The following is a 25,019-nucleotide window of genomic DNA, read 5'->3' on the forward strand; positions in this document are numbered from 1 at the left end:
TGGGCCGCTTACCGGCTCTCAGGTGAGATAGGCCGGGGCCGCCACGGGCAACGTAAATCGGAACTCGGCGCCGCCGCCCGGGGCGCGGCCGACCGTGATGGCGCCGCCGTGGGCCTCGACGATGCCCTTGACGATGTAGAGCCCGAGGCCCGTGCCACCGCGCTTGCTGCCCCGCCAGAAGCGGGTGAAGACGCGGTTCATGGATTCCTCCGGGATGCCGGGCCCCTCGTCGCTGACGGTGACCGATGTGCCGGTGTCCTCCCCTTCCCGGGGGGACGTGGCGGGCGTGACGTCAATCGTGACGGTTCCCTCGCCGTGGCGCACGGCATTTTCCAGCAGGTTGCTGAGCACCTGGTCGATCTTGTCGGGGTCGGCCCAGAGCTGAGGGAGCGGCTGCTCGATGCGGAGCAGGAACCGGTCGGCGGTCTGCCCGGCGGCGACGTACGCCTGGATGTGCCGCCCGACGGCGGCCCCGATGTCGACGGGCTGGCGTCGCACTTCGAGGCGGCCGGAGTCGATCCGGGAGATGTCCAGCAGCTCGGCGATGAGCCGGGTGACCCGGTCGGCGTCGGCGTCGACGGTCTCCAGCATCAGCCGCTTCTGGTCGTCGGTGAACCGTTCCCACTTGGCGAGCAGGGTCGCGGTGAAGCCCTTGACCGAGGTCAGCGGGGAGCGCAGCTCATGGGCCACGGTGGCGATCAGCTCGGCGTGACTGCGCTCGGTGCGGCGCCGGGCCTCGGTGTCGCGGAGGCAGACGACGACGCGCCGGACGGGGCCGGTGGGTCCGCCGCGGACATAGCGCGCGGAGACGAGGACCTCGCGGCCGCCGGGGAGCAGCAGGTTGCGCTCGGGCTGCCGGGTCCGGATGGCGAGTCCGCCGTAGGGGTCGGTCAGCTGCCACCAGCGCCGCCCCTCCAGGTCCTCTAACGGCAGGGCCTTCTCCAGCCGCTGGCCGAGGGCCTCGGCGGCGGGGATCCCGGTGATGCGTTCGGCGGCGGTGTTGTAGCGGATCACGCGTCCCTGCTCGTCGGCGACGACGAGACCGTCGGGCAGATCGTCGGGGTCACAGGCGTGCGCGGCGTGCTCACCGGCCTGTGCTCCCGGCGCCCCGCTCGTCCCGACACTCATCCCCGTACCCCACCTCTCACGACGGCTGAGGGGCCCCCGAGCTGGTCACCCTACTAGCTGTGGGTGACGGAACGGCACCCTCCGGAGGCGCGCTGTGCCCGGGCCGACGCGTAGAGACATACGGCGGCGGCGGTCGCGAGGTTCAGGCTCTCGGCCTTTCCGTGGATCGGTACGCGCACCACGGCGTCCGCGAGTGCGCGGGTCTCCTCCGGGAGCCCCCACGCCTCGTTGCCGAACACCCACGCGGTGGGCCCGCCCATGGTGCCCTTGTCGAGTTCGTCGTCGAGGTCGTCGGTCCCGGCGCCGTCGGCGGCGAGGATCCGCACGCCGGCGTCCTTGAGCCCCTGGATCGCGTCCTCGACGGGCACCCCGACGGCGACGGGCAGATGGAAGAGCGATCCCACGGAGGCGCGGACGGCCTTGGGGTTGTAGAGGTCGACGGAGGCGTCGGTCAGGACGACGGCCTCGGCGCCGGCGGCGTCCGCGCACCGCAGGACGGTGCCGGCGTTGCCGGGGTCGCGGACGTGGGCGAGGACGGCGACCAGCTTGGGGCGGGCCGCGAGGATCTCCGCGAAGGGCGTGTCCAGGAACCGGCAGACCCCGACGAGCCCCTGGGGCGTGACGGTGGTGGAGATGTCGGCGATGACGTCCTCGGAGGCGAGGTGCACCCGCGCGTCGACGGCGCGGGCCTCCCCGATGATGTCGGCGTACCGCTCCGCGGCCTCGACGGTGGCGAACAGCTCCACGAGCCCGTGCCCGGCGGCCTCCCGCACGGCCTGCGGCCCCTCGGCCAGGAACAGCCGCTCCTTGCCCCGGAAGTTCCGCTTGGCGAGCCGCCGGGCGGCGGAGACGCGGGGGGAACGGGGGGAGATCAGCTCGGGGCTGGTGGAGGGCATGGGGCTCACTTTCGGAAAGGACAACAAGCAGGACCCGCAAGCCCGAAAGCCTGCGGGTCCCTCATGTCACGTCGGCTCGAAGCCAGCGCTTACGTCACGCGGCCTTGGGGGCGTTGACGTCGGCCGGAAGGGCCTTCTGCGCGACCTCGACCAGCGCGGCGAACGCGGTGGCGTCGTTGACGGCCAGCTCGGCCAGGATCTTGCGGTCGACCTCGATGTTCGCGGCCTTCAGACCCTGGATGAAGCGGTTGTACGTGATGCCGTTGGCGCGGGCAGCGGCGTTGATGCGCTGGATCCACAGCTGACGGAAGTCGCCCTTGCGCTTCTTGCGGTCGTTGTAGTTGTAGACCAGCGAGTGGGTGACCTGCTCCTTGGCCTTGCGGTACAGGCGCGAACGCTGACCGCGGTAGCCGGAGGCCTGCTCGAGGATCGCCCGGCGCTTCTTGTGGGCGTTGACTGCCCGCTTGACGCGTGCCACTTGTTAACTCCTTGTAGCGGGGCCGTGGTTGGACTCACACGGCCCGGTATCGATTGGGTCCCGGTCTAGAGGTGCTTCAGGCGCTGGGCGCCCGGCCTCACTTGCCGAGAAGCTTCTTGATCTTCGCGGCGTCGCCCGGGGCCATCTCGGCGTTGCCGGTGAGGCGACGCGTCACGCGGGACGACTTGTGCTCGAGCAGGTGGCGCTTGCCGGCGCGCTCGCGGAGCACCTTGCCGGAGCCGGTGATCTTGAAGCGCTTGCTGGCACCGCTGTGCGACTTGTTCTTCGGCATAGCGCCGTTCTCTCCTCTGGGTGGCGCCCCGGTGCCCGGTCGTGAAACCGGGCACGGTGGAGCGTCGCTCTTGTATCGGTTACGTCCTGGGGACTCGCGTCCCTGGGATCACGCCTCGGCCGGAGCCTCGGCCTGTGCCTCGGCGGTCTCAGGAGCCTCGTCGTCCTGGGCCTCCGCGGCGTTCTGCGACTTGCCGGGGTTGGCCTTCGCGTCGGCCTTGCGGGCTTCCTGCGCCTGGCGAGCCTCGGCCATGGCCTCGGTCTTCTTCTTGTGCGGACCGAGAACCATGATCATGTTCCGGCCGTCCTGCTTCGGGTTCGACTCCACGAAGCCGAGGTCCTGGACGTCCTCCGCGAGCCGCTGCAACAGTCGGTAGCCGAGCTCCGGCCGGGACTGCTCGCGACCACGGAACATGATCGTGATCTTGACCTTGTCGCCCTGCTTGAGGAACCGGACGACGTGACCCTTCTTGGTGTCATAGTCGTGCGGGTCGATCTTCGGCCGGAGCTTCATCTCCTTGATGACCGTGTGCGCCTGGTTCTTGCGCGCCTCACGGGCCTTCATGGCCGACTCGTACTTGAACTTCCCGTAGTCCATGAGCTTGCAGACCGGCGGGCGGGCGTTCGCCGCCACCTCGACCAGGTCGAGGTCGTACTCCTGCGCAAGCTCCAGGGCCTTGGCAAGCGGGACAATCCCGACCTGCTCGCCGCTGGGACCGACAAGTCGCACCTCGGGAACGCGAATCCGGTCGTTGATGCGGGGCTCGGTGCTGATGGATCCTCCTCGGTAGCACCATACGGCGGTCTGGCGGACAGCCGCGTACGTCTCTTTTCGTAGGACCTAACCGCACCGAAGCACAAAAAATGCCCCGGACGATCACATGAGGGGGCTCCAAAGCACTACCGGAGCACCGCCACGATGATCGCGGGGCGCGATTTCGGGCGACTCCATCGTCCGTACGGAACGATGGCGGCCGCCTGACCGGGTGACCCGCCGCCCTGGGGGCGGTCAGGTGGGAGATCGGAGCCTCCACTTGTGGGCTGGACACGCGAGTATCCAGCCGGTCGTCACACAAGGTTAGCAGCATCGAGGGGGTGGTGCGAACCGGCGTGCACCGGGGCCTATCGTGTGGGTCATGAGTGACACCCCTCCCGCTGACTCCCCCGACTTCGACGAGATGACCCGCGACATCGCCGAGGTCCCCGCCGTCGAGGTGATCGTGACGGTCGCCGTGAACCTGATGAGCGCCGCCGCGGTGAAGCTCGGTCTGACCGAGGAGGGCGACAAGTACAAGGACCTCGACGAGGCCCGCAAGCTGATCCACGCCCTCGCCGGCCTCCTCGACGGCAGCGCGACCGAGATCAGCTCCTTCCACGCGGCCCCGCTCCGCGACGGCCTGAAGTCCCTCCAGCTCGCGTTCCGGGAGGCGTCGATCGTCCCGGACGAGCCGGGCCAGGGACCGGGCGAGAAGTACACCGGCCCGATCTACGGCTAGTTCACCCGTGTACTAGTTCACCCGCGCACGTAAAGGGGCTCGCCCGGAGGCGTGGCCGTGGCCGGCAGGAGTGCCAGGTCGAGGCCGCGTACCAGGCGGGCCCTCAGTGTCTCGTCGGCGGCGATCCGCTCGGCGACCGCGCGGGCCGCCTCGGCGGGGGGCGCCGCCGGGTCGAGCACGAGGGCGAGGGTGCCGTCGGCCTGCCCGGGCCCGAGATGGGCGCGCAGGACGGCGGGCTCGGCGGCCACCGCTTCCCGTACCGCCGCGAGGACCGCCGGATCGGCGAGCGGGTCGGTCGTCGTACGGCCCTCGGCGAGGGCGAGCAGCGCCGGGCCCGTCAGCTCGAACGGCACCGGTCCGGCCATGTCGAGCAGGACGGTGTCCGCCTTCTCGTGCGCGGCGGCCTGGAGCGCCTGGTGCAGGGGTACGGCGACGGGGCGGGCCGCCGGGTCCCAGCGGGCCAGCGAGTCGGTGGAGGTGAAGGCCGGCAGGGCGGTGCGGGGTCCGGCCTTGAGGGTCGGCACGGCCATGTCGCTGGTCTTCTCGCGGCGCAGTCCGTTCTCGTCCTCCTCGACCTCGCCGAGGACGGCCACGACCGGGACGAGCAGCCGGGCGCCCTTGAGCGCCTCCAGGACGGGTCCCACGGCGGTGCGGTCCTCGGCCCAGCCGGCGAGCGCCGCGCTCAGCCGGGGGTCGGCGGAGCCGTCGTCGTCGGAGAAGCCGGGGTCGGGAATGTTCTTGTTCGCCACGGTCACCGACCCTATAGGGGGGATGCTGCTGGCCTTGTGCGGGCCCGGAAACCTGGGCGTGACCTCCTTCACCGGAATCTCAGATTTCCCTGACACACATCTAACGTCCGTCTAACGGTCCGCACAGACGGCGGCCGGAACATCACGGGCATGGAGTCCCCCAGAGCCCGCCGGAGCCGCCGCGCCCGCCCGTCACGGCGCCGTCCCCTGATGTACACGGCCCTCGCCTCCGTGGCCATAGTCGGCGGTACGGCCGCCGGGACGGTGTATGTGAAGGCGCAGGCGCACTCCGGTGCCGAGACCGTATCGTCGGCGGCGTCGTCATCGGCCGCGGCGGCGTCGAGCCCGGCGGCGAGCGCGTCGAGCGAGGAGGCGTCCGTGGAGCCCGTGGTGGTACCGGCGGTGGACCATGACGCGCTGCTCGCCGACGCGTTGGACGCGGTGACCGTGCCGGACGACGCCGACGTCTCGGTGGCCGTGCTCGATCTGGACTCCGGCGACAGTGCCACGTACGGGGACGCCGCGTTCGACACGGCGAGCATCGTCAAGGTCGACATCCTGGCGACGCTGCTGCTCCAGGCGCAGGACGAGGACCGTTCGCTGACGGCGGCGGAGAAGTCGTACGCCACCACGATGATCGAGAACAGCGACAACGCCTCCGCGTCGGCGCTGTGGCGGATCATCGGCGAGGCGGCGGGGCTGGACGCGGCGAACAAGCGCTTCGGGCTCACGGACACCGAGGGCGGCGACGGCATGCTGTGGGGGCTGACCCAGACCACGGCCGCCGATCAACTGACCCTGCTCCAGCAGGTGTTCGGGGACGACTCGAAGCTGAGCAAAGCCTCTCAGGAGTACCTCCAGAGGCTGATGGGGCAGATAGCCACCGACCAGCACTGGGGCGTTTCGGCCGCCGCCGACGGCTCCTCGTGGGCCCTCAAGAACGGCTGGCTGCCGCGGAGCACGACCGGACTGTGGGACATCAACAGCATCGGGCGGGTGACCGCTGCGGACGGGAACGACTATCTCGTCGTCGCGCTGTCGAACGGCAACGCGACGAAGGAGAAGGGGATCTCGCTGGTCGAGTCGGCGGCGCGGGCGGCGGTTTCGGTGTTCACGGGCGAGGGCACGGACGCCTCGGCGTCGGCTTCCGCCGCCCTCGCCTCCCAGTGACGTCTCAGAAGCCGTCGTACCGTTCCCTGCGGCCCCGCCACAGCACCACCGCCATCACCAGCAGCACGCCTCCGACGCTGCCCGCGAGAGGGGCCGCCCAGTCGGCCGTGTCGTCGTCCGTCTCGGGGGCGTCGGGGCCCGAGCCGAAGTAACGGTCGCCGTACGCCGCCGACTTCAGGCCCTGGGGATCGAGCCGGGCGGCGGCCTTGAGGGCGGCGGCGGGGTCGACGAAACCGTAGCCGCGGGAGTCGTCGCGGCCGCCGACGGGGGCGTCCCGGGCCGTCTCCTCCAGAAGCTTCTTGACCTGCGCCGGGGTCAGGTCCGGGTGGGCCGCCTTGACGAGGGCGACGGCGCCGGAGACGAAGGCCGCCGCGGCGCTCGTGCCCCAGCCCTCGTAGTACTTGTGGTCCGGGTCGGCGATGACGACATCGTCGCCGGGGGCGGCGACCGTGGCGTACCAGCGGCGGGTGGAGAAGGAGGCGCGGGTGCCGTAGCGGTCGACGGCGGTCGCGGCGATGACGCCCGGGTAGGCGGCCGGGTAGGAGATGTGGTCGCCCTTCTCGCCGCCGTTGCCGGCCGAGGCGATGACGCTCACGCCCTTCTGGAGGGCGTACTGGACGGCCTCGTCCTCGGCGGGCTCGGGGTGGGCGGACTTGGAGTCGTCGCCCAGGGAGAGGTTGATGACGTCGGCGCCGTGGTCGGCGGCCCAGCGGATACCTTCGGCGAGGGCGTTGCCGCGGGTGTTGCGGGCCTTGCCGCGGGAGGAGTCGCCGTCCTCCAGGATCACGCGGACGGGGAGGATCTTGGCCTCGGGCGCGATGCCCAGGACGCCGTCGCCGTTGGCGTACCCGTGTCCGTGGCCCGCGATGATGCCGGCCATCGCGGTGCCGTGGCGGGCCCAGGCGCGGTCGCCGCGGCCGGCCCCGAAGCCGACCATGTCCTTGCCTTCGAGGACGTTGCCGACGAGGTCGGGGTGGTCGTCCTCGACGCCGGTGTCGAGGACGGCGACGGTGACGCCCTTGCCCTTGGTGGTCTGCCAGGCCTCCCGGGTGTGCATCGCCTCGAGGGCCCACTGCTTGGCGCGTATGCCGTCGGCGTGCGCGGCGGTGGACGGGACGAGGGCGAGGGAGGCGGCGAGGAGGGCGCTGACGATGCCGGCCCGGCGGGTGTGGGAGGCGGCGCTCATGAGGTCGTTCCCGTCCCCTCCGTGGCCGGGGTGTCGACGGTTCTGCGCAGGCCGCGTTCGACGCGGTCGGCGAGGCCCTGTGCCTCGTGGCCGAGGCCGGCCTGGGCGACGGGGGTGGTGGCGCCGGACTGCATGGCCGCCGTGGCGGACTGCGGCTCGTCGACGGTACGGCCGTCGGCCCAGCCGGAGACGGCGTAGACGACGACCGGGGCGTCGGTGAGGACGGAGACGGCCCAGGAGGCGCGCTGCTTGGCGCCGAACCGTGCGGCGGCCGTGTCCTCGGCGGGGTACGGCCGGGGCATCAGATCGGCCCGGTCACCGAGGCGCTCCTTGGTGAAGCGGGTGTCGAGGGCGGTCATGCCGGCCGCGTCGGCCTTGGTGAAGAGCAGGCCGACGGTGGTGACGTAGCTCTGGGTGGCGTCGGTGTAGGTGGCGCGCAGGAGACGGCGGCAGCCGACGGGGGCGAGGGCCTTCTCCAGCAGCGGGTCGAAGGCGTCCTTGCAGCCGCTGTCCGGGGCGACGGCGATCCGCGTCCAGGTGCGGTCGGCGCCGCCGGGGCCGGCGCCCTGGCCCTGCACGGTGGGCGGGAAGAGCTGGTCCACGGGGACGCTGTGCCACAGCCCCTCGGCGGCGGTGAAGGAGTCCTTGTCCCCCGCCGCGGACGAGTCCCCGACCAGCCAACTGCCGGTCACCGCCCCACCGATGAGCCCGAGACCGAGCACGAGACAGACGGCCACGGCAACGGTACGAGCCCCGACCCGCACCGCCAACGGCCGCGGCCGGCCACCCTCGCCGTACCCCTCAGGCTCCCCGAACGACACGACCGGCCGCCCGGCCCCGGGGGTGCCACCGGGGGCGGGGGCGTTCCAGGAGAGGGCGGGGTCGGGGTGGAGGGGGCTCACCGTGGAGCCGGGGGCGGAGCGGCCTGCCGCCGTGGAGGCGGAGGCGGAGGTAGATGGCCTGGGTCGGGCCGGGCCGCACTGGGCGTCCTTGCGTTCGGACTCGCGGTCCGTGGGGACCGGACGCAGCCGGAACGTCGTCTCCGAGGCGGACTCGGGGGCTGCGCCGTCGCGTCGCGGTGACGTCGGGGGCCGCTGCGCCGGGCGCGGCGGTACGGCGGTGCCGGCACCGTCGGAGCCCGCGCCCTGGGTCGGCGGGGTGTCGGGGAAACGGGCCGAAGAGCGAGGCGGGGGCGGGGTCGTACGGGAGGTCGAGGCACCGTCGGCGGAGCGCGCACGCAGGCTCGGGAAGCGGGGCGGGGCATCCGGGGTGGCATCGCCCGAGGACCCGCGCGAACCCGACCGACCGTCTCCGGCACCACCGCCGACTTCCGAGGACAGCTGAGAGCGCCCGGCGTCCTCACCTCGGGACCGCTCCGAGCGGTCGCCCTCGTGGGCCGCACGCCGCTGCCGGGTCCCGGTGTCCTCGGTCGCAGGCCGTTCCGGGCGGTCCGCCTGGCGTGGTGGCTTCGGGGGTGCGGTGGGGCGGGGTGGGACGGCGTCGTCGGGCCGGGAGGTGGGGGGCGTCGGGGGCTCCGTGGGGCGGGGTGGGGCTGTGGGGCGTGGGGGGATGGAGGCGTGCTGCGCTTCCGTGCTCATGCGCCCCCCGTTTCCTCGTGCCCGGGCCTGTCGTCGTACGCGGGCGTGGGTGCCCGGACGCGTGCGGAGTCCTGGGCGTTCTCCGTCCCCGGGCACGCATACCCGCGCGGATGACCCGGCATCCCGGCGCACCCGTCCTACGTGCGCGTCACTCTACGGCTTGTCCCTGGGCGAACGGGAACCAGTCCACGAGCCCGGGGCATCTGCCCGGATCGTCCCCCTACCCTGCGGTAATCCTGTCTGGCAGGCTTCGTTCATGACTGCGCGCGCCGCCGACCGGGCCCGTTACGACCGGGCCACCGCCCACCTCGACGCCCCTCTCGCGATCGTGGATCTCGACGCTTTCGACGCCAACGCGGACGATCTCGTCCGCCGTGCGGGCGGGAAGCCGATCCGGGTCGCCAGCAAGTCCGTGCGGTGCCGGGCGCTGCTCGAACGCGTGCTCGCCAAGGACGGCTTCGCGGGGATCATGTCCTTCACCCTGGCCGAGTCGCTGTGGCTGGCCCGCTCCGGGTTCGACGACGTGCTGCTCGCCTATCCGTCCGTGGACAGCGCGGGTTACGCCGAGCTGACCTCCGATCCCAAGCTCGCCGCCGCCGTGGCCGTGATGGTCGACGACGTCGCCCAGCTCGATCTCATCGACCGCTCCCGGGACGGCGGACGTGAAGTCGTCCGGGTCTGCCTGGAACTGGACACGGCCCTGAAGCTCCTGGGTGGGCGGGTGCGCGTCGGCGCGCTCCGCTCCCCGCTGCACTCCCCCGGCCAAGTCGCCGAGCTGGCACGGGCGGTGGCCCGGCGGCCCGGGTTCAAGGTCGTCGGGATCATGGCGTACGAGGGCCATATCGCCGGGGTGGGCGACTCCGTCGCCGGGCGGCCGTTCCGTTCGCGTGCCGTGCGGCTGATGCAGGCCACCGCGCGCCGTGAACTCGCCGAGCGGCGGGCCGCGGTGGTGCGCGCGGTGCGGGCCGTCGTGCCGGACCTGGAGTTCGTCAACGGCGGCGGTACGGGCAGTGTGCAGACCACGGCGGCCGAGGACGCGGTCACCGAGATCGGTGCCGGGTCCGGGCTGTACGTACCGCGGCTCTTCGACAACTACACGTCCTTCAGCGGCCGTCCGGCGGCGCTGTTCGCCCAGCCCGTCGTACGGCGGCCGGGGGTCGGGGTCGTCACGGTCCTGGGCGGCGGCTATCCCGCCTCCGGTGCGCCGGGACGCGACCGGCTGCCCGTGCCCTGTCTCCCCGAGGGGCTGAAGTACGACCCCCAGGAGGGTCCCGGCGAGGTGCAGACGCCGCTGCTGGGCGCTCCCGCCGACGACCTGCTCATCGGCGACAAGGTGTGGTTCCGGCACGCCAAGGCCGGTGAGCTGTGCGAGCGGTTCGACACGCTGCATCTCGTCGAGGGGGACGCGGTGACGGCGACCGTCCCGACGTACCGCGGGGAAGGCCGCACGTTCCTGTAGGTCAGTCGGTGGGGCCGATGCTGCTGCCCACGCCGCCGCCCCCGGTGCCGGCCAGGGACCGGATGCCCTTGGTGATCCGGTCCATGTCGGCGAGCGGCGGCCCGTCCTCGCCCGCGTCGAAGACGTAGCGCACGACGACCGGAGACTCGGTGCCGACGCTGGACTGGAAGGCGAGGGACTGCACGTAACCGCCGGGCCCGTCGGCGGTCTTGACGCGCCAGCGCACGTAGTACCCCGCACGGCCCGCCACCGCGACCGGCCCCGCCTTCACCAGCTCGTGGGACTCGATGCCGCCGAAGGGCCGCTTGCCGACGAGGTCGCGGTCATAGGCGGCGTCGGCGGCCTCGGAGATGTCCGCCTCGGCGAGGGCCCTGGGGGACGTCTCGTCGTTGTCGGTGACCGTGCGGGACAGGACGAGGCCGTGCCGGCACACGCCGGGGTCGCCGGGGCAGTCGTAGGTGCCGTCGGTGGTCATGAGGACGTCGTCGTCGACCACGTACTCGGGCCGCACCCAGCCGTCGAGGAGCGGCACGGTGATGCCGTTGAGCTGGTCCTCGACGACGGCCGGGTCGTCGGCGGAGGGTTCGCTCACCGACTCCGAGGGCGTCTCGGTGGTGGGTGCGTAGGTGGGGGTGACGGACTCGGTGACGGCCGCGTCGGCGCCGGTGCCGCCCTGGTCGTCCCGCAGGACGAACGCGCCCGTCACGATCGCCGCGACCAGCACCACCCCAGCCGTCGTGAGAGCGATCGCCTTGGCCCGGCCCGAGACGTCCTCGGCGGGAACCGGCGCCGGCGGGCCCGGGAGTGCGGGCTCACGCCGGTGCTCGGTCCAGGCGGTGCCGTCCCACCAGCGCTCCAGGTGCGGGGCGTGGGGGTCGCGGTACCAGCCGGGCGGGGGCGTCATGCTCATCCCGGCACTGTAAGGCGAGGCCTACAGCGGCGTGACGTACGCCCCCGAGATTCCGCCGTCGACCAGGAAGTCGCTGGCGTTGACGAAGGAGGAGTCGTCGCTGGCCAGGAAGGCGACGGCGGCGGCGATCTCCTCGGCCTCGGCGAACCGGCCGACGGGGATGTGGACGAGGCGGCGGGCGGCCCGCTCGGGGTCCTTGGCGAACAGCTCCTGGAGCAGGGGGGTGTTGACCGGACCCGGGCAGAGCGCGTTCACGCGGATGCCCTCGCGCGCGAACTGCACGCCCAGTTCACGGGACATGGCGAGGACGCCGCCCTTCGACGCCGTGTACGAGATCTGACTCGTCGCCGCGCCCATCCGCGCCACGAACGACGCCGTGTTGATGATGGAGCCCTTGCCCTGCCGCCGCATGTAGGGGATGGCCGCCTTGCAGCACAGGTAGACGGAGGTGAGGTTGACCTCCTGGACGCGCTTCCAGGCCTCGAGCCCGGTCTCCAGGATGGAGTCGTCGTCGGGCGGGGAGATGCCCGCGTTGTTGAAGGCGATGTCGACGCTGCCGTAGGTGTCGTACGCCGTCTTGAACAGCGCCTCGACCTGCTCGGCGTCGGTGACGTCGACCTTCACGAAGAGGCCGCCGACCTCGTCCGCGGCGGCCTTGCCGCGGGCCTCGTCGACGTCGGCGCAGACGACGTGGGCGCCCTCGGAGGCGAGGCGGCGGGCGGTGGCGAGGCCGATGCCGCTGCCGGCGCCGGTGATGACGGCGGTGCGGCCGACGAGACGACGGCACACGATCTGTTCGGTCACTGTGCGGGGCCCTCCGTGCTCGGGGAGACGTTGCTGATGAAGACGTTCTTGGTCTCGGTGAAGGCGGCCAGGGCGTCCGGGCCGAGTTCACGGCCGAGTCCGGACTGCTTGTAGCCGCCGAAGGGGGTCCAGTAGCGGACGCTGGAGTGGGAGTTGACGGACAGGTTGCCGGCCCGGACGGCGCTCGACATCCGCAGGGCGCGGCCCACGTCCCGGGTCCAGATGGAGCCGGAGAGGCCGTACGGGGTGTCGTTGGCGAGGCGGACGGCGTCCGCCTCGTCGGTGAAGGGGAGCAGGACGGCGACCGGGCCGAAGATCTCCTCGCGGGCGGCCTCGGAGTCGTGCGCCGCGCCGGTGAGCACGGTCGGCGCGAACCAGAAGCCGGGTCCGTCGGGGGCGCTGCCGCGCAGGCCGGGGATGTCCTCCGGCGCCAACGCCCGTACCCGGTCGAGCTGTTGACGGGAGATCAGCGGCCCCATCTGGGTCTTCTCGTCGGCCGGGTCGCCCACGACGACGGCCTTCAGGGCGTCGGCGAGCAGTTCGCGCGCCTCGTCGTAGACGGACTCCTGGACGAGGATGCGGGTGCGGGCGCAGCAGTCCTGGCCGGAGTTGTCGAGGAAGGAGAAGGGGTCGAGGGCCGTGGCGAGGTCGGCGTCGGCGAAGACGATGTTGGGGCTCTTGCCGCCGAGTTCGAGGGTGACCTGCTTGACCTGGCGGGCGCACTGCTCCATGACGGCGCGGCCGGTGCGGGTGGACCCGGTGAACACGATCTTCGCGACGCCGGGGTGCTCGACCAGGGCGTGGCCGGTGACCGGGCCATGGCCGGGCAGCACCTGGAACAGGCCCTCCGGCAGGCCTGCCGCCAGGGCGAGTTCGGCGAGCCGCAGGGCGGTCAGCGGGGTGGTCTCGGCGGGCTTGAGGAGCACCGCGTTGCCGGCGGCGAGCGCGGGGGCGGTGCCCCAGGCCGCGATGGGCATGGGGAAGTTCCAGGGGGCGATGACCCCGACGACGCCGAGCGGTTCGAGGAGGGTGACGTCGAGGCCGCCGGGGACCGGGATCTGACGGCCGTTCAGCCGCTCCACTCCCCCGGCCGCGTAGGCCAGCAGATCGCGGACGTTGCCGGCCTCCCAGCGGGCGTTGCCGAGCAGGTGTCCGGCCTCCCGCACCTCCAACTGCGCGAGTTCTTCGACGTGCTGGTCCACCGTGTCGGCGAACCGGCGCAGCAGCCGCGCCCGGTCGGCGGGCGCGAGTCCGGCCCACCTGGCCTGGGCCGTGGCGGCACGGGCGACCGCCGCGTCCACGTCGGCCGCGGTGGCGGCGGGCACGGTCGCCACGACCTCCTCCGTCGCCGGATTGAGGATCGTGAGCTCATGCTCGTACTCGTGCGACAAGAGTGAACCTCTCACATGCGTTCGAAGGAGCGGCGGAGCTCCCAGTCGGTCACCGCGGCGTCGAAGGCGTCCAGCTCGACGCGCGCCATGTTGCGGTAGTGGGCGACGACCTCGTCGCCGAAGGCGGCCTTGGCGATGGGGCTGTTCTCCCAGAGCTCGGCGGCCTCGCGGAGGGTCGTGGGGACGTGCTCGTACTCGCCGGTGTAGGCGTTGCCGAGGCATGCCTCGGGCAGCTCCAGTTTCTGCTCGATGCCGTGCAGCCCGGCCGCGACCAGGCCCGCGACCGCCAGGTGCGGGTTGACGTCACCGCCCGGCAGCCGGTTCTCGAAGCGCATCGAGCGGCCGTGGCCGACGACCCGCAGCGCACAGGTGCGGTTGTCGTGGCCCCAGGCGACGGCGGTCGGGGCGAAGGAGCCGGGCTGGAAGCGTTTGTACGAGTTGATGTTGGGCGCGTAGAGGAGCGAGAAGTCCCTGAGCGCGGCCAGCTGCCCGGCGAGGAAGTGCCGCATGACCTCGGACATGCCGCCGTCCGCGGCCATGGCGTTGTTGCCGGCGGCGTCCGCCAGCGAGAGGTGGATGTGGCAGGAGTTGCCCTCACGCTCGTTGTACTTGGCCATGAAGGTGATCGAGACACCCTCCTGGGCGGCGATCTCCTTGGTGCCGGTCTTGTAGACGGCGTGCTGGTCGCAGGTGACCAGGGCGTCGTCGTAGCGGAAGGCGATCTCGTGCTGCCCGGGGTTGCACTCGCCCTTGGCGGACTCGACGGTCAGCCCCGCGCCGGCCATCTCGTTGCGGATCCGGCGGAGCAGCGGCTCGATCCGGCCGGTCCCCAGGACCGAGTAGTCGATGTTGTACTGGTTGGCCGGTGTGAGCCCCCGGTAGTTGGCGTCCCAGGCCTGTTCGTAGGTGTCCTTGAAGACGATGAACTCCAGCTCGGTGCCGACCTGGGCGGTGTAGCCGTGCTCGGCGAGCCGCTCCAGCTGGCGGCGGAGGATCTGGCGGGGCGCGGCGACGACCGGCGAGCCGTCCTCCCAGGCGAGGTCGGCGATGAGCATCGCGGTGCCGGCGTTCCAGGGGACGCGGCGGAGGGTGGACAGGTCCGGGTGCATGGCGAAGTCGCCGTATCCCCGGTCCCACGACGACATCGCGTAGCCGTCGACGGTGTTCATCTCGGTGTCGACGGCCAGGAGGTAGTTGCAGCCCTCGGTGCCGTGGTGGAGTACCTCGTCGAGGAAGAAGCGGGCGGCGAACCGCTTGCCCTGGAGTCGTCCCTGCATGTCGGGGAAGGCCAGGACGACGGTGTCGATCTCACCGCTCGCGACGAGGGCGTGCAGCTCCTCGACGCTCAGCGGGGGTGTGCGGTCTGCCACGGGAGAGCTCCTTCGGCTTCTGCGCTTTTTTCGGCCGGGCCGGAAGCCATAAGGTATTGCGGAGAACCATTGCTTGGGAAGGGGGTGCGGCGGGATGTCGCTGGATCCGGAGGGCGGTCTGGAGGACCGGCTGACACCGGTGTTGCGGCCGGTGCGGGCGGGCAACGGGTTCGAGGAGGCGCTGGAGCAGATCCTCCAGGTCGTACGGCTGGGTCTGGTGCCGGGGGGCGAGCGGCTGCCGGCCGAGCGGGACCTGGCGGAGCGGCTCGGGATCAGCCGGGTGACGCTGCGCGAGGTGCTGAAGGTCCTCCAGGACCAGGGGCTGGTCGAGTCGCGGCGCGGACGGTACGGCGGCACCTTCGTGCTGCCGCGCGCGACCGCGGATGACCTCGGCGAGGGCGAGCTGCGGCGGCGGATCGCCGAGGTCGACATCGAGGACGTCCTGCGCTTCCGGGAGGTGCTGGAGGTCGGGGCGGCGGGCCTGTGCGCGGCGCACGGACTGACGGCCGAGCAGGCGGACCGGCTGCGCGAGGCGCTGGCCCGCACACAGGACGCTCCGCTGACCGAGTACCGGCGCCTGGACACCCTGCTGCATCTGACGCTGGCCGAGCTGTGCGGCTCACCGACGCTCACCGCGCAGTACGCGGCGGTACGGGCCACGGTGAACGACCTGCTGGACTGCATCCCGCTCCTGGTGCGGAACCTGGAGCACTCGCAGCGTCAGCACAGCGCGCTGGTGGAGGCGGTCCTGGACGGGGACGCGGACGGCGCGCGGGAGATGATGCGGGAGCACTGCGGGGGCACGGCCGCGCTGCTCAGGGGGTTCCTGGCGTAGGTCGGCGACCGGCGTGCCGCTGCCCTGCCGGACCCGACTCGACAGGGGGCCGGCCACGCCGGCGAGAGGGTCCCGGCGTAGGTCCGCGACCGGCCTGCTCTTGCCGTACCGGGCTCGGCTCGGCAAAGGTATGCGGGGAATCCATTGCGGCGCGGGAGGGTGTATGGCGGGCAGGCCGCTGATCGGCATCAGTACGTATCTGGAGGCCGGGGCGCGCTGGGGCGTGTGGGAGCTGGAGGCGGCGCTGCTGCCCGTCGGGTACCCGCGCCTGGTGCAGCGGGCGGGCGGGCTGGTGGCGATGCTGCCGCCGGACGCGCCGGAGCACGCCGCCGCGACCGTGGCCCGCCTCGACGGGCTGGTGATCGCGGGCGGTCCGGACGTCGAGCCGGTCCACTACGGCGCCGAGCGCGAGCCCCGCACCGGGCCGCCCGCGCGGGAACGGGACGCCTGGGAGCTGGCGTTGATCGACGCGGCCCTGGCGGCGGGCGTTCCGCTGCTGGGGATCTGCCGGGGCATGCAGCTGCTGAACGTCGCCCTGGGCGGCACGCTCGTCCAGCACATCGACGGCCACGCGGAGGTGGTCGGCGTCTTCGGGCGGCACACGGTGAAGCCGGTGCCGGGCACGCTGTACGCCGATGTGGTCCCGGAGGAGACGTCGGTACCGACCTACCACCACCAGGCCGTGGACCGTCTGGGAACCGGTCTCATGGCCTCGGCGCACGCGGCGGACGGGACGGTGGAGGCCGTGGAACTGCCCACCGCCGACTGGGTGTTGGGGGTGCAGTGGCATCCGGAGATGGGTGAGGACCTGCGCGTGGTGCGGGGGTTGGTCACAGCCGCTTCCTGAGCCAGTCCAACGCCGCCTCGCCCTGGGCGCGTTGGAAGGCGCGGACCGTGGGGATGCCCGGCGGCGGGGGCTGGAGCGAGCGGTGGACGAAGTAGCCGGCCAGGCCCGCGAGGGCGGCGGTGACGGCGTCGGGCTCGGCGGCGCGGCCGAGGGGGTGCGCGGCGAACAGCTCCTCCGGGTCCGGGCCGCCCTGGGCCCTGACGCACGGGAGCATGAGCAGCAGGTCCAGCCAGGGGGCGCCCCGGACGACGTGCGGCCAGTCGACGAAGACGACGCGGTCGTCGGTGAGCAGCATGTTGTCGGCGCGGAGGTCGCCGTGGGCGAGGGTGTCGCCGGCGACGGCTTGGGGCCAGGGGGCGGCGAGTTCGGCGAGACGCGGGAGGTGCTCGGCGGTCCAAGGGTCGAGGCCCTCGGGCGTGGGCTCCTCCAAGAGCCGCTGCCACCCGTCGAACTGGTCGGCGAGGTCGTCGGCGGCGAGGGGTGCGTCGGGCACGGGGGACGGGGTGAGGGCGTGCGCGAGGTCGGCCACCGCGTCGAGGACGCGGCTCAACTCCGGTCGCCGCCACGGGACGTGGGGCTGGCGCCCTTCGATGTCCTCGAGCACCAGGACCGTCCAGGTGCCGTCGTCGTAGGTGCCGAGGAGGCGGGGCGCGGGGACGGTGGACGGGAGCGCGGCGGTGTGCCGGGCTTCCCGGCGGTGGAACACCGGGCTCGTCGCGTTGACCTGCGCGCTGACCGCCTTCACGAAGGCGCGGTGGCCGTGACCGGTCCGCAGCCGGGCGGCCGTGCCCGGGGAGAATCCGCCGGGTTGGGTGGCGGCGTGGACGACGGGGGCGCCGAGGATGTCGGTGACGGCGGCGTGGACGTGCGGCGGGAGGTCTTCCCAGGGGGTACGGACGCCGGCGGCGGGCGGTGCGGTGGCTGACATGTAGGGAATAGTGCAGGTCAAGGGCGCCCTCCACCAGGCATTTTCGTACCCGCCGCCGCTAGCCCCGGCTCAGCGACAGGAGTTCCCCAGCGCCGCTCCCCTCGCCTCGGCGACAGCAGTTCCCCACCGCCGCTACCCCCGCGTCAGCGACAGCAGTTCCCGCGCCGGTCCCACCGGCCGGTGCCCCGTCGGCCACACCGCCCGTAGATCGCGGGCCAGGGACACGTCCGCCACCGGGACCCGCACCAGCCGGCGCATCGCCATCTCCTCCCCCACCGCCAACTCGCTCAGCACCGCCGGCCCCGCCCCGCTCACGGCCGCCGCCTTCACCGCCGTGGTGGACGACAGCTCGATCAGCGGACGGGCCAGACCGCCCAGCGCCGCGTCCAGGACCTGCCGTGTCCCCGACCCCTTCTCCCGCAGGATCAACGGCGTCGACGCCAGCTCCGCCGCCGCCAGCGGGCGCCGGCGGCGGGCCCACGGGTGGGCCGGGGCCGTGACGACGATGAGGTGGTCGTGGGCGATGACGACCGAGTCGAGACCCGTCGGGACGGTGAGCCCCTCCACGAAGCCGAGGTCCGCCTCGTCGGCCAGCAGGCGTGCCGCCACCGCCGCGGAGTTGCCCGCCAGCAACGACACCGCGGTGTCGGGGCGTTGGGCACGCAGCGCCAGAAGCCAGCCCGGCAGCAGGTACTCCGCGATCGTCATGCTCGCCGCCACCCGCAGCCGCGAGTCCCGCCGGTCCCGCAGCGCCTGCGCGCCCGCGTCGAAGGCCTCCGCCGCCTCCACGATCCGCCGCGCCCAGTCCGTGACCAGCGCCCCGGCGTCCGTCAGCCGGGAACCGCGGGGCGAGCGGTCCACCAGCGCCACGCCCAGCTGGCGTTCCATGGACCGGATACGGCTGCTCGCCGCGGGCTGGGTGATGCCGACCTCGCGGGCCGCCGCCCCGAGACTGCCGAGCCGCGCCACCGCGAGCAGCAGCTCCAGCGCCCCGAGGTCCGGCACCCGGTGGGCCAGTGAGCCGGTCACCGCATCGCCTGTATCGCCACTCATAAGCCCAGTTTATGCCCTCATAGAGACATCGTCCCTGGTGGGGAGCTTCCCGAGGCAGGAACCTCGAAGCATGGTCACCGCAGCCCAGCCCCTCCTCCCTCCGCGTGCCACCGCACGTCCCCCGCGCGCCGCAGCCGTCCGTCACCTCGGACCGAACTGGTACGCCACCGTCATGGGCACCGCCGTCGTCGCCACCGCCGGAGCCGCACTGCCGGTCTCCGTCCCCGGTCTGCGCCCCGCCCTCACCGGCGTCTGGGCGCTCTCGCTCGTCGTCCTCCTCGCCCTCCTCTGCGCCCGCGCCCTGCACTGGACGCACCACCGCGACCAGGCCCGCGCCCACCTCCTCGACCCCGCCATGGCGCCCTTCTACGGCTGCCTGGCCATGGCCCTGCTCGCCGTCGGCGGCGGTGCCCTCACCGTCGGCGCGGACTGGATCGGCACCGAGGCGGCGGTGGCGCTCGACGCCGTGCTGTTCACCGCCGGGACGGCGGTCGGACTCGCGGCCGCCGTCGCGGTCCCGTACCTGATGGCCGTACGCCATCGCATCGAGCCGGCACAGGCGACCCCCGTGTGGCTGCTGCCTCTCGTCGCACCGATGGTGTCGGCGGCGCTCGGCCCGCTCCTCGTGCCCCACCTGCCCGCCGGTCAGGCCCAGGAGACCCTGCTGCTGGCCTGCGTCGCCCTGTTCGGCCTCTCGCTGCTCGCGACGCTGCTCATGCTGCCCCTCGTCTTCGGCCGGCTGATCACCGCCGGGCCGCTGCCGCTCGCCCTCACCCCGACCCTGTTCCTCGTGCTCGGCCCGCTGGGGCAGTCCACCACCGCCGTCAACAACTTCGCGGACGTCGCCCCCGGTGCCGTACCCGCCCCGTACAGCGGCGGCTTCTCGGTCCTCGCCGTGCTCTACGGCGTCCCCGTGATGGGCTTCGCCCTGCTCTGGCTCGCGCTCGCCGTCGCCCACGTCGTGCGGGCCCGCCGGGCGGGCATGGGGTTCGCGATGACCTGGTGGGCGTTCACGTTCCCCGTGGGGACCTGTGTCACCGGGGCGGCGGGGCTGGCCCGGCACACCGGGCTGGCCGCCTTCGACGGGCTCGCGATCGGGCTGTACGCCGTCCTCGTCGCCGCCTGGGGTGTCGCCGCCCTGCACACCGTACGGGGGCTCGTCAGCGGTGAGCTGCTCGCAGCGCCTCGGCCAGTGCCCGTGGCGCTTCCCTGAGGGAGGGGCCGTACCAGGTGAGGTGGCGGCCGCTGACCAGGGCGCAGGGGACGCCGGGGAACGCCTCCGGGCCGTCGTCCGCCGTGAAGGCGTACGGCTCGTCCGGCAGGACCACCAGGTCGGGGCGCGCCCCGAGCAACTCCTCGACGGGGATGCGCGGATAGCGGCTCTCGTGGGTGGCGTACACGTGGTCGACGCCCAGCCGCGCCAGTACGTCTCCCGCGAAGGTGTCGCGGCCCAGCACCATCCACGGGCGGCGCCAGATCGGTACGACGGCTCGCACCCGGGACTCCGGGGGCGGCAGCGTCGCCCAGGTCTCCTCCGCCTCGTCCAGCCAGCGCGGCCGGGCCGGCGCCCCGCAGGCCGCCAGGACCCGCGCCAGCTCCGAGAAGGCCTGCGGGACGGTCCGCACCTCGGTCACCAGGACGTCCAGGCCCGCTTCGCGCAGGGCCGCCAGGTCGGGAGCGCGGTTCTCCTCCTCGTTGGCGATCACCAGGTCGGGGGCGAGGTCGAGGATCCGGTCGAGCTTGGGGTTCTTGGTGCCGCCGATCCTGGTCGCGTCCAGGCCGGCCGGGTGCGTGCACCAGTCGGTGACGCCGACCAGAGCGCCGGGGAGGGTCTCGGCCACCGCCTCCGTCAGGGACGGGACGAGGGAGACGACCCTCACGGGCGCCGGTCCTGGACCGCCTCGATGTGTTCCGCGACGGCGACGACGACCAGCCGGGTGTCCGACACAGTCGCCCGCCAGCGGTGCCGGACGCCCCCGGTGAGGTAGAGCGTGTCGCCGCGGCCGAGCCGGTACGCCCGGCCCTCCGCCTCGATCTCCACCGCGCCGTCTGCGACGTACATCAACTGGTCGTTGCGGTACTGGAATTCACGGCCCGCGTCATGGTCGCCGGTGAACTCCTGGGCGTGCATCTGGTGATGACCGCGCACCAGGGAACGGGCCCGGGGGCCGGGCGTCGCCGGCTCGGGGTCGTCGGCGCGCACGACGTCGACGCTGCACGCCGGGTCGGCGGCGGCGAGGAGTTCGACGGCGGTGGTGCGCAGCGCGTCCGCGACCTTCTCCAGGGAGCTGGTGCTGGGGCGCGCCCGCTCGTTCTCGATCTGGCTCAGGAAGGGGACCGACAGGCCGCTGCGCTCGGCCACGACGGCGAGGGTGAGCTCCAGCGCGCGACGCCGCCGCCGTACGGCCGCGCCCACCCGCAGGGGCTGTTCTTTGTGGTCGCCCATCGCTCCGGCTCCCTCCTTCGCTCGTCGGTCGGCGATCGATCGCCATTCGATCGCTGCACATGTCTCTGTTGAGTTGTCTGCACCCTACGCATGTTCGGCAAACCGTTTCACGCGCCTGTCACATTGCCGTAAACCTGGTGCGGGCGATCTCGCCAACTCCGGCCAGTAGATCAGCTCTCCGGCCGCCGCGTGAGGGGATTCCTCCGTCAGGACGAACGGCCTGACCACGACGGCCGGATGAGGCTCAGGTGACGACGTAGCTGTATGTGGTTGTCCGATTTCTTTTCGTCGCGATTATCGCGGTGTCATCCGCTCCACGACGTCCGGGTGCTTCTTCAGCCAGGCGTCGACGGCCTCGTCCTCGTGCCCCTGGCCGTGCGCGTTGATCTCGCCCTCCAGGGTGCCGAGCTCGTCCTCGCTCAGATGGAAGCCCTTGATCCACTTGGTGAGCTGCGGGTACTGCCCGGGGAAATTCTCGTTGGCGATCGTGCGGATCGTGTTCCCCTCGCCGAAGAGCTTCTTGCCGTCCTTCAGCTTGGTGAGGTCGTACTGGCTGTACGCCCAGTGCGGCGACCACAGCACGACGGCGACGGGCTGCTTCTTGGCGTAGGCGCGCTTGAGCTCGGTGAGCATCGCGGGCGTGGAGCCGTCGACGACGTCGTACTCCTTGTCCAGGCCGTAGCCGGGCAGGACCTTGTTCTTCAGGAGGTTCATCTCGCCGGTGCCCGGTTCGATGCCGATGATCTTCCCGTCGAAGAGGTCGGCCTTGCCCTTGAGGTCCTCGTAGGACGTGATCCCCTTGACGTACGAGGGGACCGCGACCTCCAGCGAGGTCGGTTCGTACCAGGTGCCGAGGTCGGCGAGGCGGTCCTTGCTCTTCTCCCAGTAGTTCGCCTGCGCGTACGGCAGCCAGGCGTCGAAGTTGAGGTCGAGGTCCCCGGAGGCGAGGCCGGTGTACACGGGGCCGACGTCCATCTGCTTGAGGTTGAGCTTGTAGCCGCGCCGCTCCAGGACGTTCTTCCACAGGTGGGTGACGGCGATGTCCTCGTCCCACGGGAACCAGGCGACGTCGATCGGGTTCTTGGCCTCGGCGGGCGCGGCCGCGCTCTTCGCGACCGGGGCCAGCTTGTCGACCACGCCGGGGTTGTCCTTCAGCCAGGTGCGGACCGCGTCCTGCTGCTCGCCCTTGCCCGCCTTGTTGATCTCGGCTTCGAGGCTGGTGAGCTGCTTCTCGTCGAGCTTGAAGTCCTTCAGCCACTTGCCGACGACCGGGTTCTTCGCGGCGAAGCCCTTGCGGGCGACGGTGTGGATGCCGTCACCGGAACCCCAGGCGCCCTTCGGGTCCTTGAGCTTCTTCAGGTCGTAGTCGTTGTACGCCCAGTGCGGCGACCAGAGCGTGACGACGATCGGCTCCTTCTTGCTGTACGCGCGCTTGAGCTCGGCGAGCATCGCGGGCGTGGAGCTGTCGACCACCTTGTAGTCCTTGTCGAGGCCGTACGCCCCCAGGACCTTGCTCTTCAGCAGGGCCATCTCACCGGCGCTGGACTCGATGCCGGTGATCTTCCCGTCGAACTCGGAGGCCTTGCCCTTGAGGTCGTCGAGGGAGTCGACGCCCTTCATGTAGGACGGGACGCTCAGCTCCAGCGACGTCTTGCCGTACCAGGCGCCCAGGTCGTCGAGCCGGTCGCCGTACTTCTTCCAGTACTGCTCGTGGGTGGTCGGCAGCCAGGCGCCCGTCATGAAGTCGACGTTGCCGGAGGCGACGGAGGTGTAGAGGGGGCCCGCGTCGAGCTGCTTGGCCTCGACCTGGAAGCCGCGTTCCTCCAGGATCTCCTTCCACAGGAAGGTGGAGGCTACGCCGTCGTCCCAGGGGACGTAGCCGATGCGGACCTTCTCGCCCTGGCCGACGTTCTTGCCGTCGGCGACCGGGACCGTGCTGTCGCTCTTGCCGCCGAACATGCCCATGCCGCCCGCCACGAGGGCCAGGATCACGATGCCGACCACGGCGACCTGGGGACGGGGGCGGTACGACCAGATCCTCAGCCCCTGTGCCGCTCGGGCCCGGGCGGCGGCGCGGCGGCCCAGCGGGGAGACCTGGGTGCCGAGGGCGCCGGTCATGCGGTCGAGGTAGATCGCGAGGATCACGATCGCGACGCCCGCCTCGGAGCCGAGGCCGACGTCGAGCTGGCCGATGGCCTCGTTGACCCGGCCGCCGAGGCCGCCGGTGCCGACCATGCCGGCGATCGCGGCCATGGACAGGCCCAGCATGATGACCTGGTTGACGCCCGCCATGACGGTCGGCAGGGCGAGCGGGAGCTGGACGCGCAGCAGGGTGTCCCTGGGAGTCGTGCCGAACGCCTCGGCCGCCTCGACCAGTTCCTTGTCGACCTGGCGGATGCCCAGCTCGGTCATGCGCACGCCGGGGGCGAGCGCGAAGATCAGGGTGGCGACGATGCCCGCGGAGGCGCCGGTGCCGAAGAACAGGATCGCCGGGATGAGGTAGATCATCGCGGGCAGCGTCTGCATGAAGTCCAGCACCGGCCGGACCATGGCGCCGACCCGCTCGGAGCGGGCCGCCCAGATGCCCACCGGCACCGAGATCACCAGCGCGATGAGCGTGGCGACGAGGACGAGCGAGAGGGTCACCATCGCGTCGTCCCACAGTTCGAGGGAGTCGATGAAGGCGAACCCCGCGAAGGTGAGGAGGCCGGCCGTGGTGCCGCGCAGCCAGAAGGCGAGCACGGCGAAGATGCCCGCGAGGAGCAGGGGTTCGGGCGCCTGGAGGACGGCGTCGATGCCGTCGTAGGCGCCGGTGAAGACGGTCTTGAGGAAGTCGAAGAGCCAGCCCATGTGGGCGAGCAGCCAGTCGACGGCGTCGTTGACCCAGTCGCCGAGCGGAATCCTAGGCATGGGCGGCCTCCCGGTCCTGCTCGGGGTCCTGCTCGCGGTCCTGCTCGCCGAGGAAGCCGATCAGCCGCTGCGCCGGGATCACTCCGACGAGTTTCCGCTCGTCGTCGAGCACGGCCACCGGATGCGCCGTCCGGGCGCTGACGGCGCAGAGCTCCGCGAACGGGGTGTCGGGCGTGACGGTCTCGCAGTCGCTCGCACAGCCGCAGTCGGTCTCGTCGCCGCGTACGTCGGTGTCCATCACGGCGGACGCCGTGAGCACCCGGGAGCGGTCGACGTCCTTGGTGAAGGAGGCGACGTAGTCGTTCGCGGGCCGGACCAGGATGTCCTCGGCGGTGCCGTTCTGGACGATGCGGCCGTCGCGCATGACGGCGATGCGGTCGCCGAGGCGCATGGCCTCGTTGAGGTCGTGGGTGATGAAGACGATGGTCTTCTTCAGGGTCTGCTGGAGCGTGAGCAGCTGGTCCTGCATGTCCCGGCGGATCAGCGGGTCCAGGGCGCTGAAGGACTCGTCCATCAGCAGCAGGTCGGCGTCGGTGGCCAGGGCGCGGGCGAGGCCGACGCGCTGCTGCATGCCACCGGACAGCTCGTCCGGCCAGGACTTCTCCCAGCCGGCCAGGCCGCACAGCTCCAGGGCCTCGGTGGCGCGCTTGACGCGTTCGGCCTTGGCCACGCCCTGGACGGCGAGACCGTAGGCGGCGTTCTCCAGCACACTGCGGTGCGGGAACAGGGCGAAGTGCTGGAAGACCATGCTGATCTTGCGGGCGCGGACCTCGCGCAGGTCGCGGGCGCCGAGGGCGGTCAGGTCCTGGCCGTCGAAGCGGACGTGTCCCGCGGTCGGTTCCAGCAGCCCGTTGAGCATGCGCAGCAGCGTCGACTTGCCGGAACCGGACAGGCCCATGACGACGAAGATCTGGCCCGGGTCCACGGTGAAGGAGGCGTCGATGACGGCGGCGGTCGTGCCGTCGGCGCGCAGCTCCTCCCGGTCGGCTCCACTGCGCAGTCTCTCGACTGCCTCACTCGGTCGTCTGCCGAACACCTTGTAGAGATGTTCGGCCTCAAGCCTGGATGACACGT

At 72.1% G+C, this 25,019-nt stretch carries 24 protein-coding genes; 6 read left to right on the forward strand and 18 right to left on the reverse strand.

The annotated features are described in order from the left end of the window. Positions 1-18: 18 nt before the first annotated feature. The 5 genes from EJC51_RS10640 to infC form a co-directional block, all read right to left on the reverse strand. Positions 19-1,128: a sensor histidine kinase gene (locus tag EJC51_RS10640; RefSeq protein WP_126270837.1), complete on the reverse strand. Its 1,110-nt coding sequence runs from the start codon at positions 1,126-1,128 to the stop codon at positions 19-21. A gap of 53 nt (positions 1,129-1,181) precedes the next feature. Continuing rightward, positions 1,182-2,024, reverse strand: a complete 843-nt coding sequence (locus tag EJC51_RS10645) for a TrmH family RNA methyltransferase (RefSeq protein WP_126270838.1) — start codon at positions 2,022-2,024, stop codon at positions 1,182-1,184. 94 nt (positions 2,025-2,118) lie between these two features. Further along, on the reverse strand, positions 2,119-2,502 hold the full coding sequence (gene rplT / locus EJC51_RS10650) for a 50S ribosomal protein L20 (RefSeq protein WP_033531708.1): 384 nt from the start codon (positions 2,500-2,502) through the stop codon (positions 2,119-2,121). Positions 2,503-2,599: 97 nt separating this feature from the next. Further along, the gene (gene rpmI / locus EJC51_RS10655; protein WP_003977225.1) at positions 2,600-2,794 is read right to left on the reverse strand and encodes a 50S ribosomal protein L35; all 195 of its coding nucleotides are present in this window, start codon (positions 2,792-2,794) and stop codon (positions 2,600-2,602) included. 108 nt (positions 2,795-2,902) lie between these two features. Beyond that, positions 2,903-3,568, reverse strand: coding sequence for a translation initiation factor IF-3 (infC, locus tag EJC51_RS10660; RefSeq protein ID WP_126270839.1), 666 nt, complete (start codon positions 3,566-3,568; stop codon positions 2,903-2,905). Positions 3,569-3,929: 361 nt separating this feature from the next. Between infC and EJC51_RS10665 the strand changes: the two genes are divergently transcribed. Beyond that, positions 3,930-4,289, forward strand: a complete 360-nt coding sequence (locus EJC51_RS10665) for a DUF1844 domain-containing protein (protein ID WP_059196484.1) — start codon at positions 3,930-3,932, stop codon at positions 4,287-4,289. 17 nt (positions 4,290-4,306) lie between these two features. Here the strand turns inward: EJC51_RS10665 and EJC51_RS10670 are convergent, their stop codons facing one another. Further along, positions 4,307-5,038 carry an SseB family protein gene (locus tag EJC51_RS10670; protein ID WP_126270840.1) on the reverse strand — a complete coding sequence of 244 codons (732 nt, stop codon included), beginning with the start codon at positions 5,036-5,038 and terminating at the stop codon, positions 4,307-4,309. Between the two features lie 150 nt (positions 5,039-5,188). Between EJC51_RS10670 and EJC51_RS10675 the strand changes: the two genes are divergently transcribed. Then, entirely contained in the window at positions 5,189-6,208 is a 1,020-nt protein-coding gene (locus EJC51_RS10675; RefSeq protein WP_126270841.1) for a serine hydrolase, read from the forward strand. 4 nt (positions 6,209-6,212) lie between these two features. Here the strand turns inward: EJC51_RS10675 and mycP are convergent, their stop codons facing one another. Together mycP and EJC51_RS48635 are read right to left on the reverse strand one after the other, a co-directional pair. Then, positions 6,213-7,394, reverse strand: coding sequence for a type VII secretion-associated serine protease mycosin (gene mycP / locus EJC51_RS10680; protein ID WP_126270842.1), 1,182 nt, complete (start codon positions 7,392-7,394; stop codon positions 6,213-6,215). Further along, positions 7,391-8,992 carry a hypothetical protein gene (locus tag EJC51_RS48635; protein WP_244362581.1) on the reverse strand — a complete coding sequence of 534 codons (1,602 nt, stop codon included), beginning with the start codon at positions 8,990-8,992 and terminating at the stop codon, positions 7,391-7,393. Before EJC51_RS48635 ends, mycP begins: the two co-directional genes overlap by 4 nt. A gap of 256 nt (positions 8,993-9,248) precedes the next feature. Here EJC51_RS48635 and EJC51_RS10690 point away from each other — a divergent pair, with 256 nt between their 5' ends. Further along, on the forward strand, positions 9,249-10,451 hold the full coding sequence (locus EJC51_RS10690; RefSeq protein ID WP_126270843.1) for an amino acid deaminase/aldolase: 1,203 nt from the start codon (positions 9,249-9,251) through the stop codon (positions 10,449-10,451). A 1-nt stretch (position 10,452) separates the two neighbouring features. On the opposite strand, the gene EJC51_RS10695 is transcribed toward EJC51_RS10690, so the two are convergent. The 4 genes from EJC51_RS10695 to EJC51_RS10710 are packed head-to-tail and all read right to left on the reverse strand — an operon-like array spanning position 10,453 to position 14,926. Then, the gene (locus EJC51_RS10695) at positions 10,453-11,355 is read right to left on the reverse strand and encodes a DUF2510 domain-containing protein (protein WP_126276903.1); all 903 of its coding nucleotides are present in this window, start codon (positions 11,353-11,355) and stop codon (positions 10,453-10,455) included. A 27-nt stretch (positions 11,356-11,382) separates the two neighbouring features. After that, positions 11,383-12,165: a 3-oxoacyl-ACP reductase gene (locus tag EJC51_RS10700; protein ID WP_126270844.1), complete on the reverse strand. Its 783-nt coding sequence runs from the start codon at positions 12,163-12,165 to the stop codon at positions 11,383-11,385. Then, on the reverse strand, positions 12,162-13,556 hold the full coding sequence (locus EJC51_RS10705; RefSeq protein WP_126270845.1) for an aldehyde dehydrogenase family protein: 1,395 nt from the start codon (positions 13,554-13,556) through the stop codon (positions 12,162-12,164). The genes EJC51_RS10700 and EJC51_RS10705 overlap by 4 nt, the downstream gene beginning before the upstream one ends. Before the next feature lie 11 nt (positions 13,557-13,567). After that, complete coding sequence (locus tag EJC51_RS10710; RefSeq protein ID WP_126270846.1) at positions 13,568-14,926, reverse strand: glutamine synthetase family protein; 1,359 nt, start codon at positions 14,924-14,926, stop codon at positions 13,568-13,570. A 94-nt stretch (positions 14,927-15,020) separates the two neighbouring features. Between EJC51_RS10710 and EJC51_RS10715 the strand changes: the two genes are divergently transcribed. Both EJC51_RS10715 and EJC51_RS10720 read left to right on the forward strand, forming a co-directional pair. Continuing rightward, positions 15,021-15,761, forward strand: coding sequence for a FadR/GntR family transcriptional regulator (locus EJC51_RS10715; protein WP_126270847.1), 741 nt, complete (start codon positions 15,021-15,023; stop codon positions 15,759-15,761). Between the two features lie 163 nt (positions 15,762-15,924). Beyond that, entirely contained in the window at positions 15,925-16,608 is a 684-nt protein-coding gene (locus EJC51_RS10720) for a gamma-glutamyl-gamma-aminobutyrate hydrolase family protein (RefSeq protein WP_126270848.1), read from the forward strand. On the opposite strand, the gene EJC51_RS10725 is transcribed toward EJC51_RS10720, so the two are convergent. Beyond that, positions 16,592-17,536, reverse strand: a complete 945-nt coding sequence (locus EJC51_RS10725; protein ID WP_126270849.1) for a phosphotransferase — start codon at positions 17,534-17,536, stop codon at positions 16,592-16,594. The two genes, EJC51_RS10720 and EJC51_RS10725, sit on opposite strands and share 17 nt — an antisense overlap. Positions 17,537-17,668: 132 nt before the next feature. Continuing rightward, positions 17,669-18,589 carry a LysR family transcriptional regulator gene (locus EJC51_RS10730; RefSeq protein ID WP_126270850.1) on the reverse strand — a complete coding sequence of 307 codons (921 nt, stop codon included), beginning with the start codon at positions 18,587-18,589 and terminating at the stop codon, positions 17,669-17,671. A 70-nt stretch (positions 18,590-18,659) separates the two neighbouring features. Between EJC51_RS10730 and EJC51_RS10735 the strand changes: the two genes are divergently transcribed. Beyond that, positions 18,660-19,802: a TDT family transporter gene (locus tag EJC51_RS10735; protein ID WP_126270851.1), complete on the forward strand. Its 1,143-nt coding sequence runs from the start codon at positions 18,660-18,662 to the stop codon at positions 19,800-19,802. Here the strand turns inward: EJC51_RS10735 and EJC51_RS10740 are convergent. From EJC51_RS10740 to EJC51_RS10755, 4 genes are all read right to left on the reverse strand, one after another. After that, positions 19,750-20,469 carry a helical backbone metal receptor gene (locus EJC51_RS10740; RefSeq protein WP_126270852.1) on the reverse strand — a complete coding sequence of 240 codons (720 nt, stop codon included), beginning with the start codon at positions 20,467-20,469 and terminating at the stop codon, positions 19,750-19,752. The genes EJC51_RS10735 and EJC51_RS10740 overlap by 53 nt on opposite strands. Beyond that, positions 20,466-21,035 (reverse strand): helix-turn-helix domain-containing protein, encoded by a 570-nt coding sequence (locus EJC51_RS10745; protein ID WP_126270853.1) that lies wholly within the window; start codon positions 21,033-21,035, stop codon positions 20,466-20,468. The genes EJC51_RS10740 and EJC51_RS10745 overlap by 4 nt, the downstream gene beginning before the upstream one ends. A gap of 294 nt (positions 21,036-21,329) precedes the next feature. Continuing rightward, positions 21,330-23,945, reverse strand: coding sequence for an ABC transporter permease/substrate binding protein (locus EJC51_RS10750; RefSeq protein WP_126270854.1), 2,616 nt, complete (start codon positions 23,943-23,945; stop codon positions 21,330-21,332). Next, entirely contained in the window at positions 23,938-25,017 is a 1,080-nt protein-coding gene (locus EJC51_RS10755; protein WP_126270855.1) for a quaternary amine ABC transporter ATP-binding protein, read from the reverse strand. Before EJC51_RS10755 ends, EJC51_RS10750 begins: the two co-directional genes overlap by 8 nt. Positions 25,018-25,019 lie beyond the last annotated feature (2 nt).

This window comes from Streptomyces aquilus, assembly GCF_003955715.1.
Classification (GTDB): domain Bacteria; phylum Actinomycetota; class Actinomycetes; order Streptomycetales; family Streptomycetaceae; genus Streptomyces; species Streptomyces aquilus.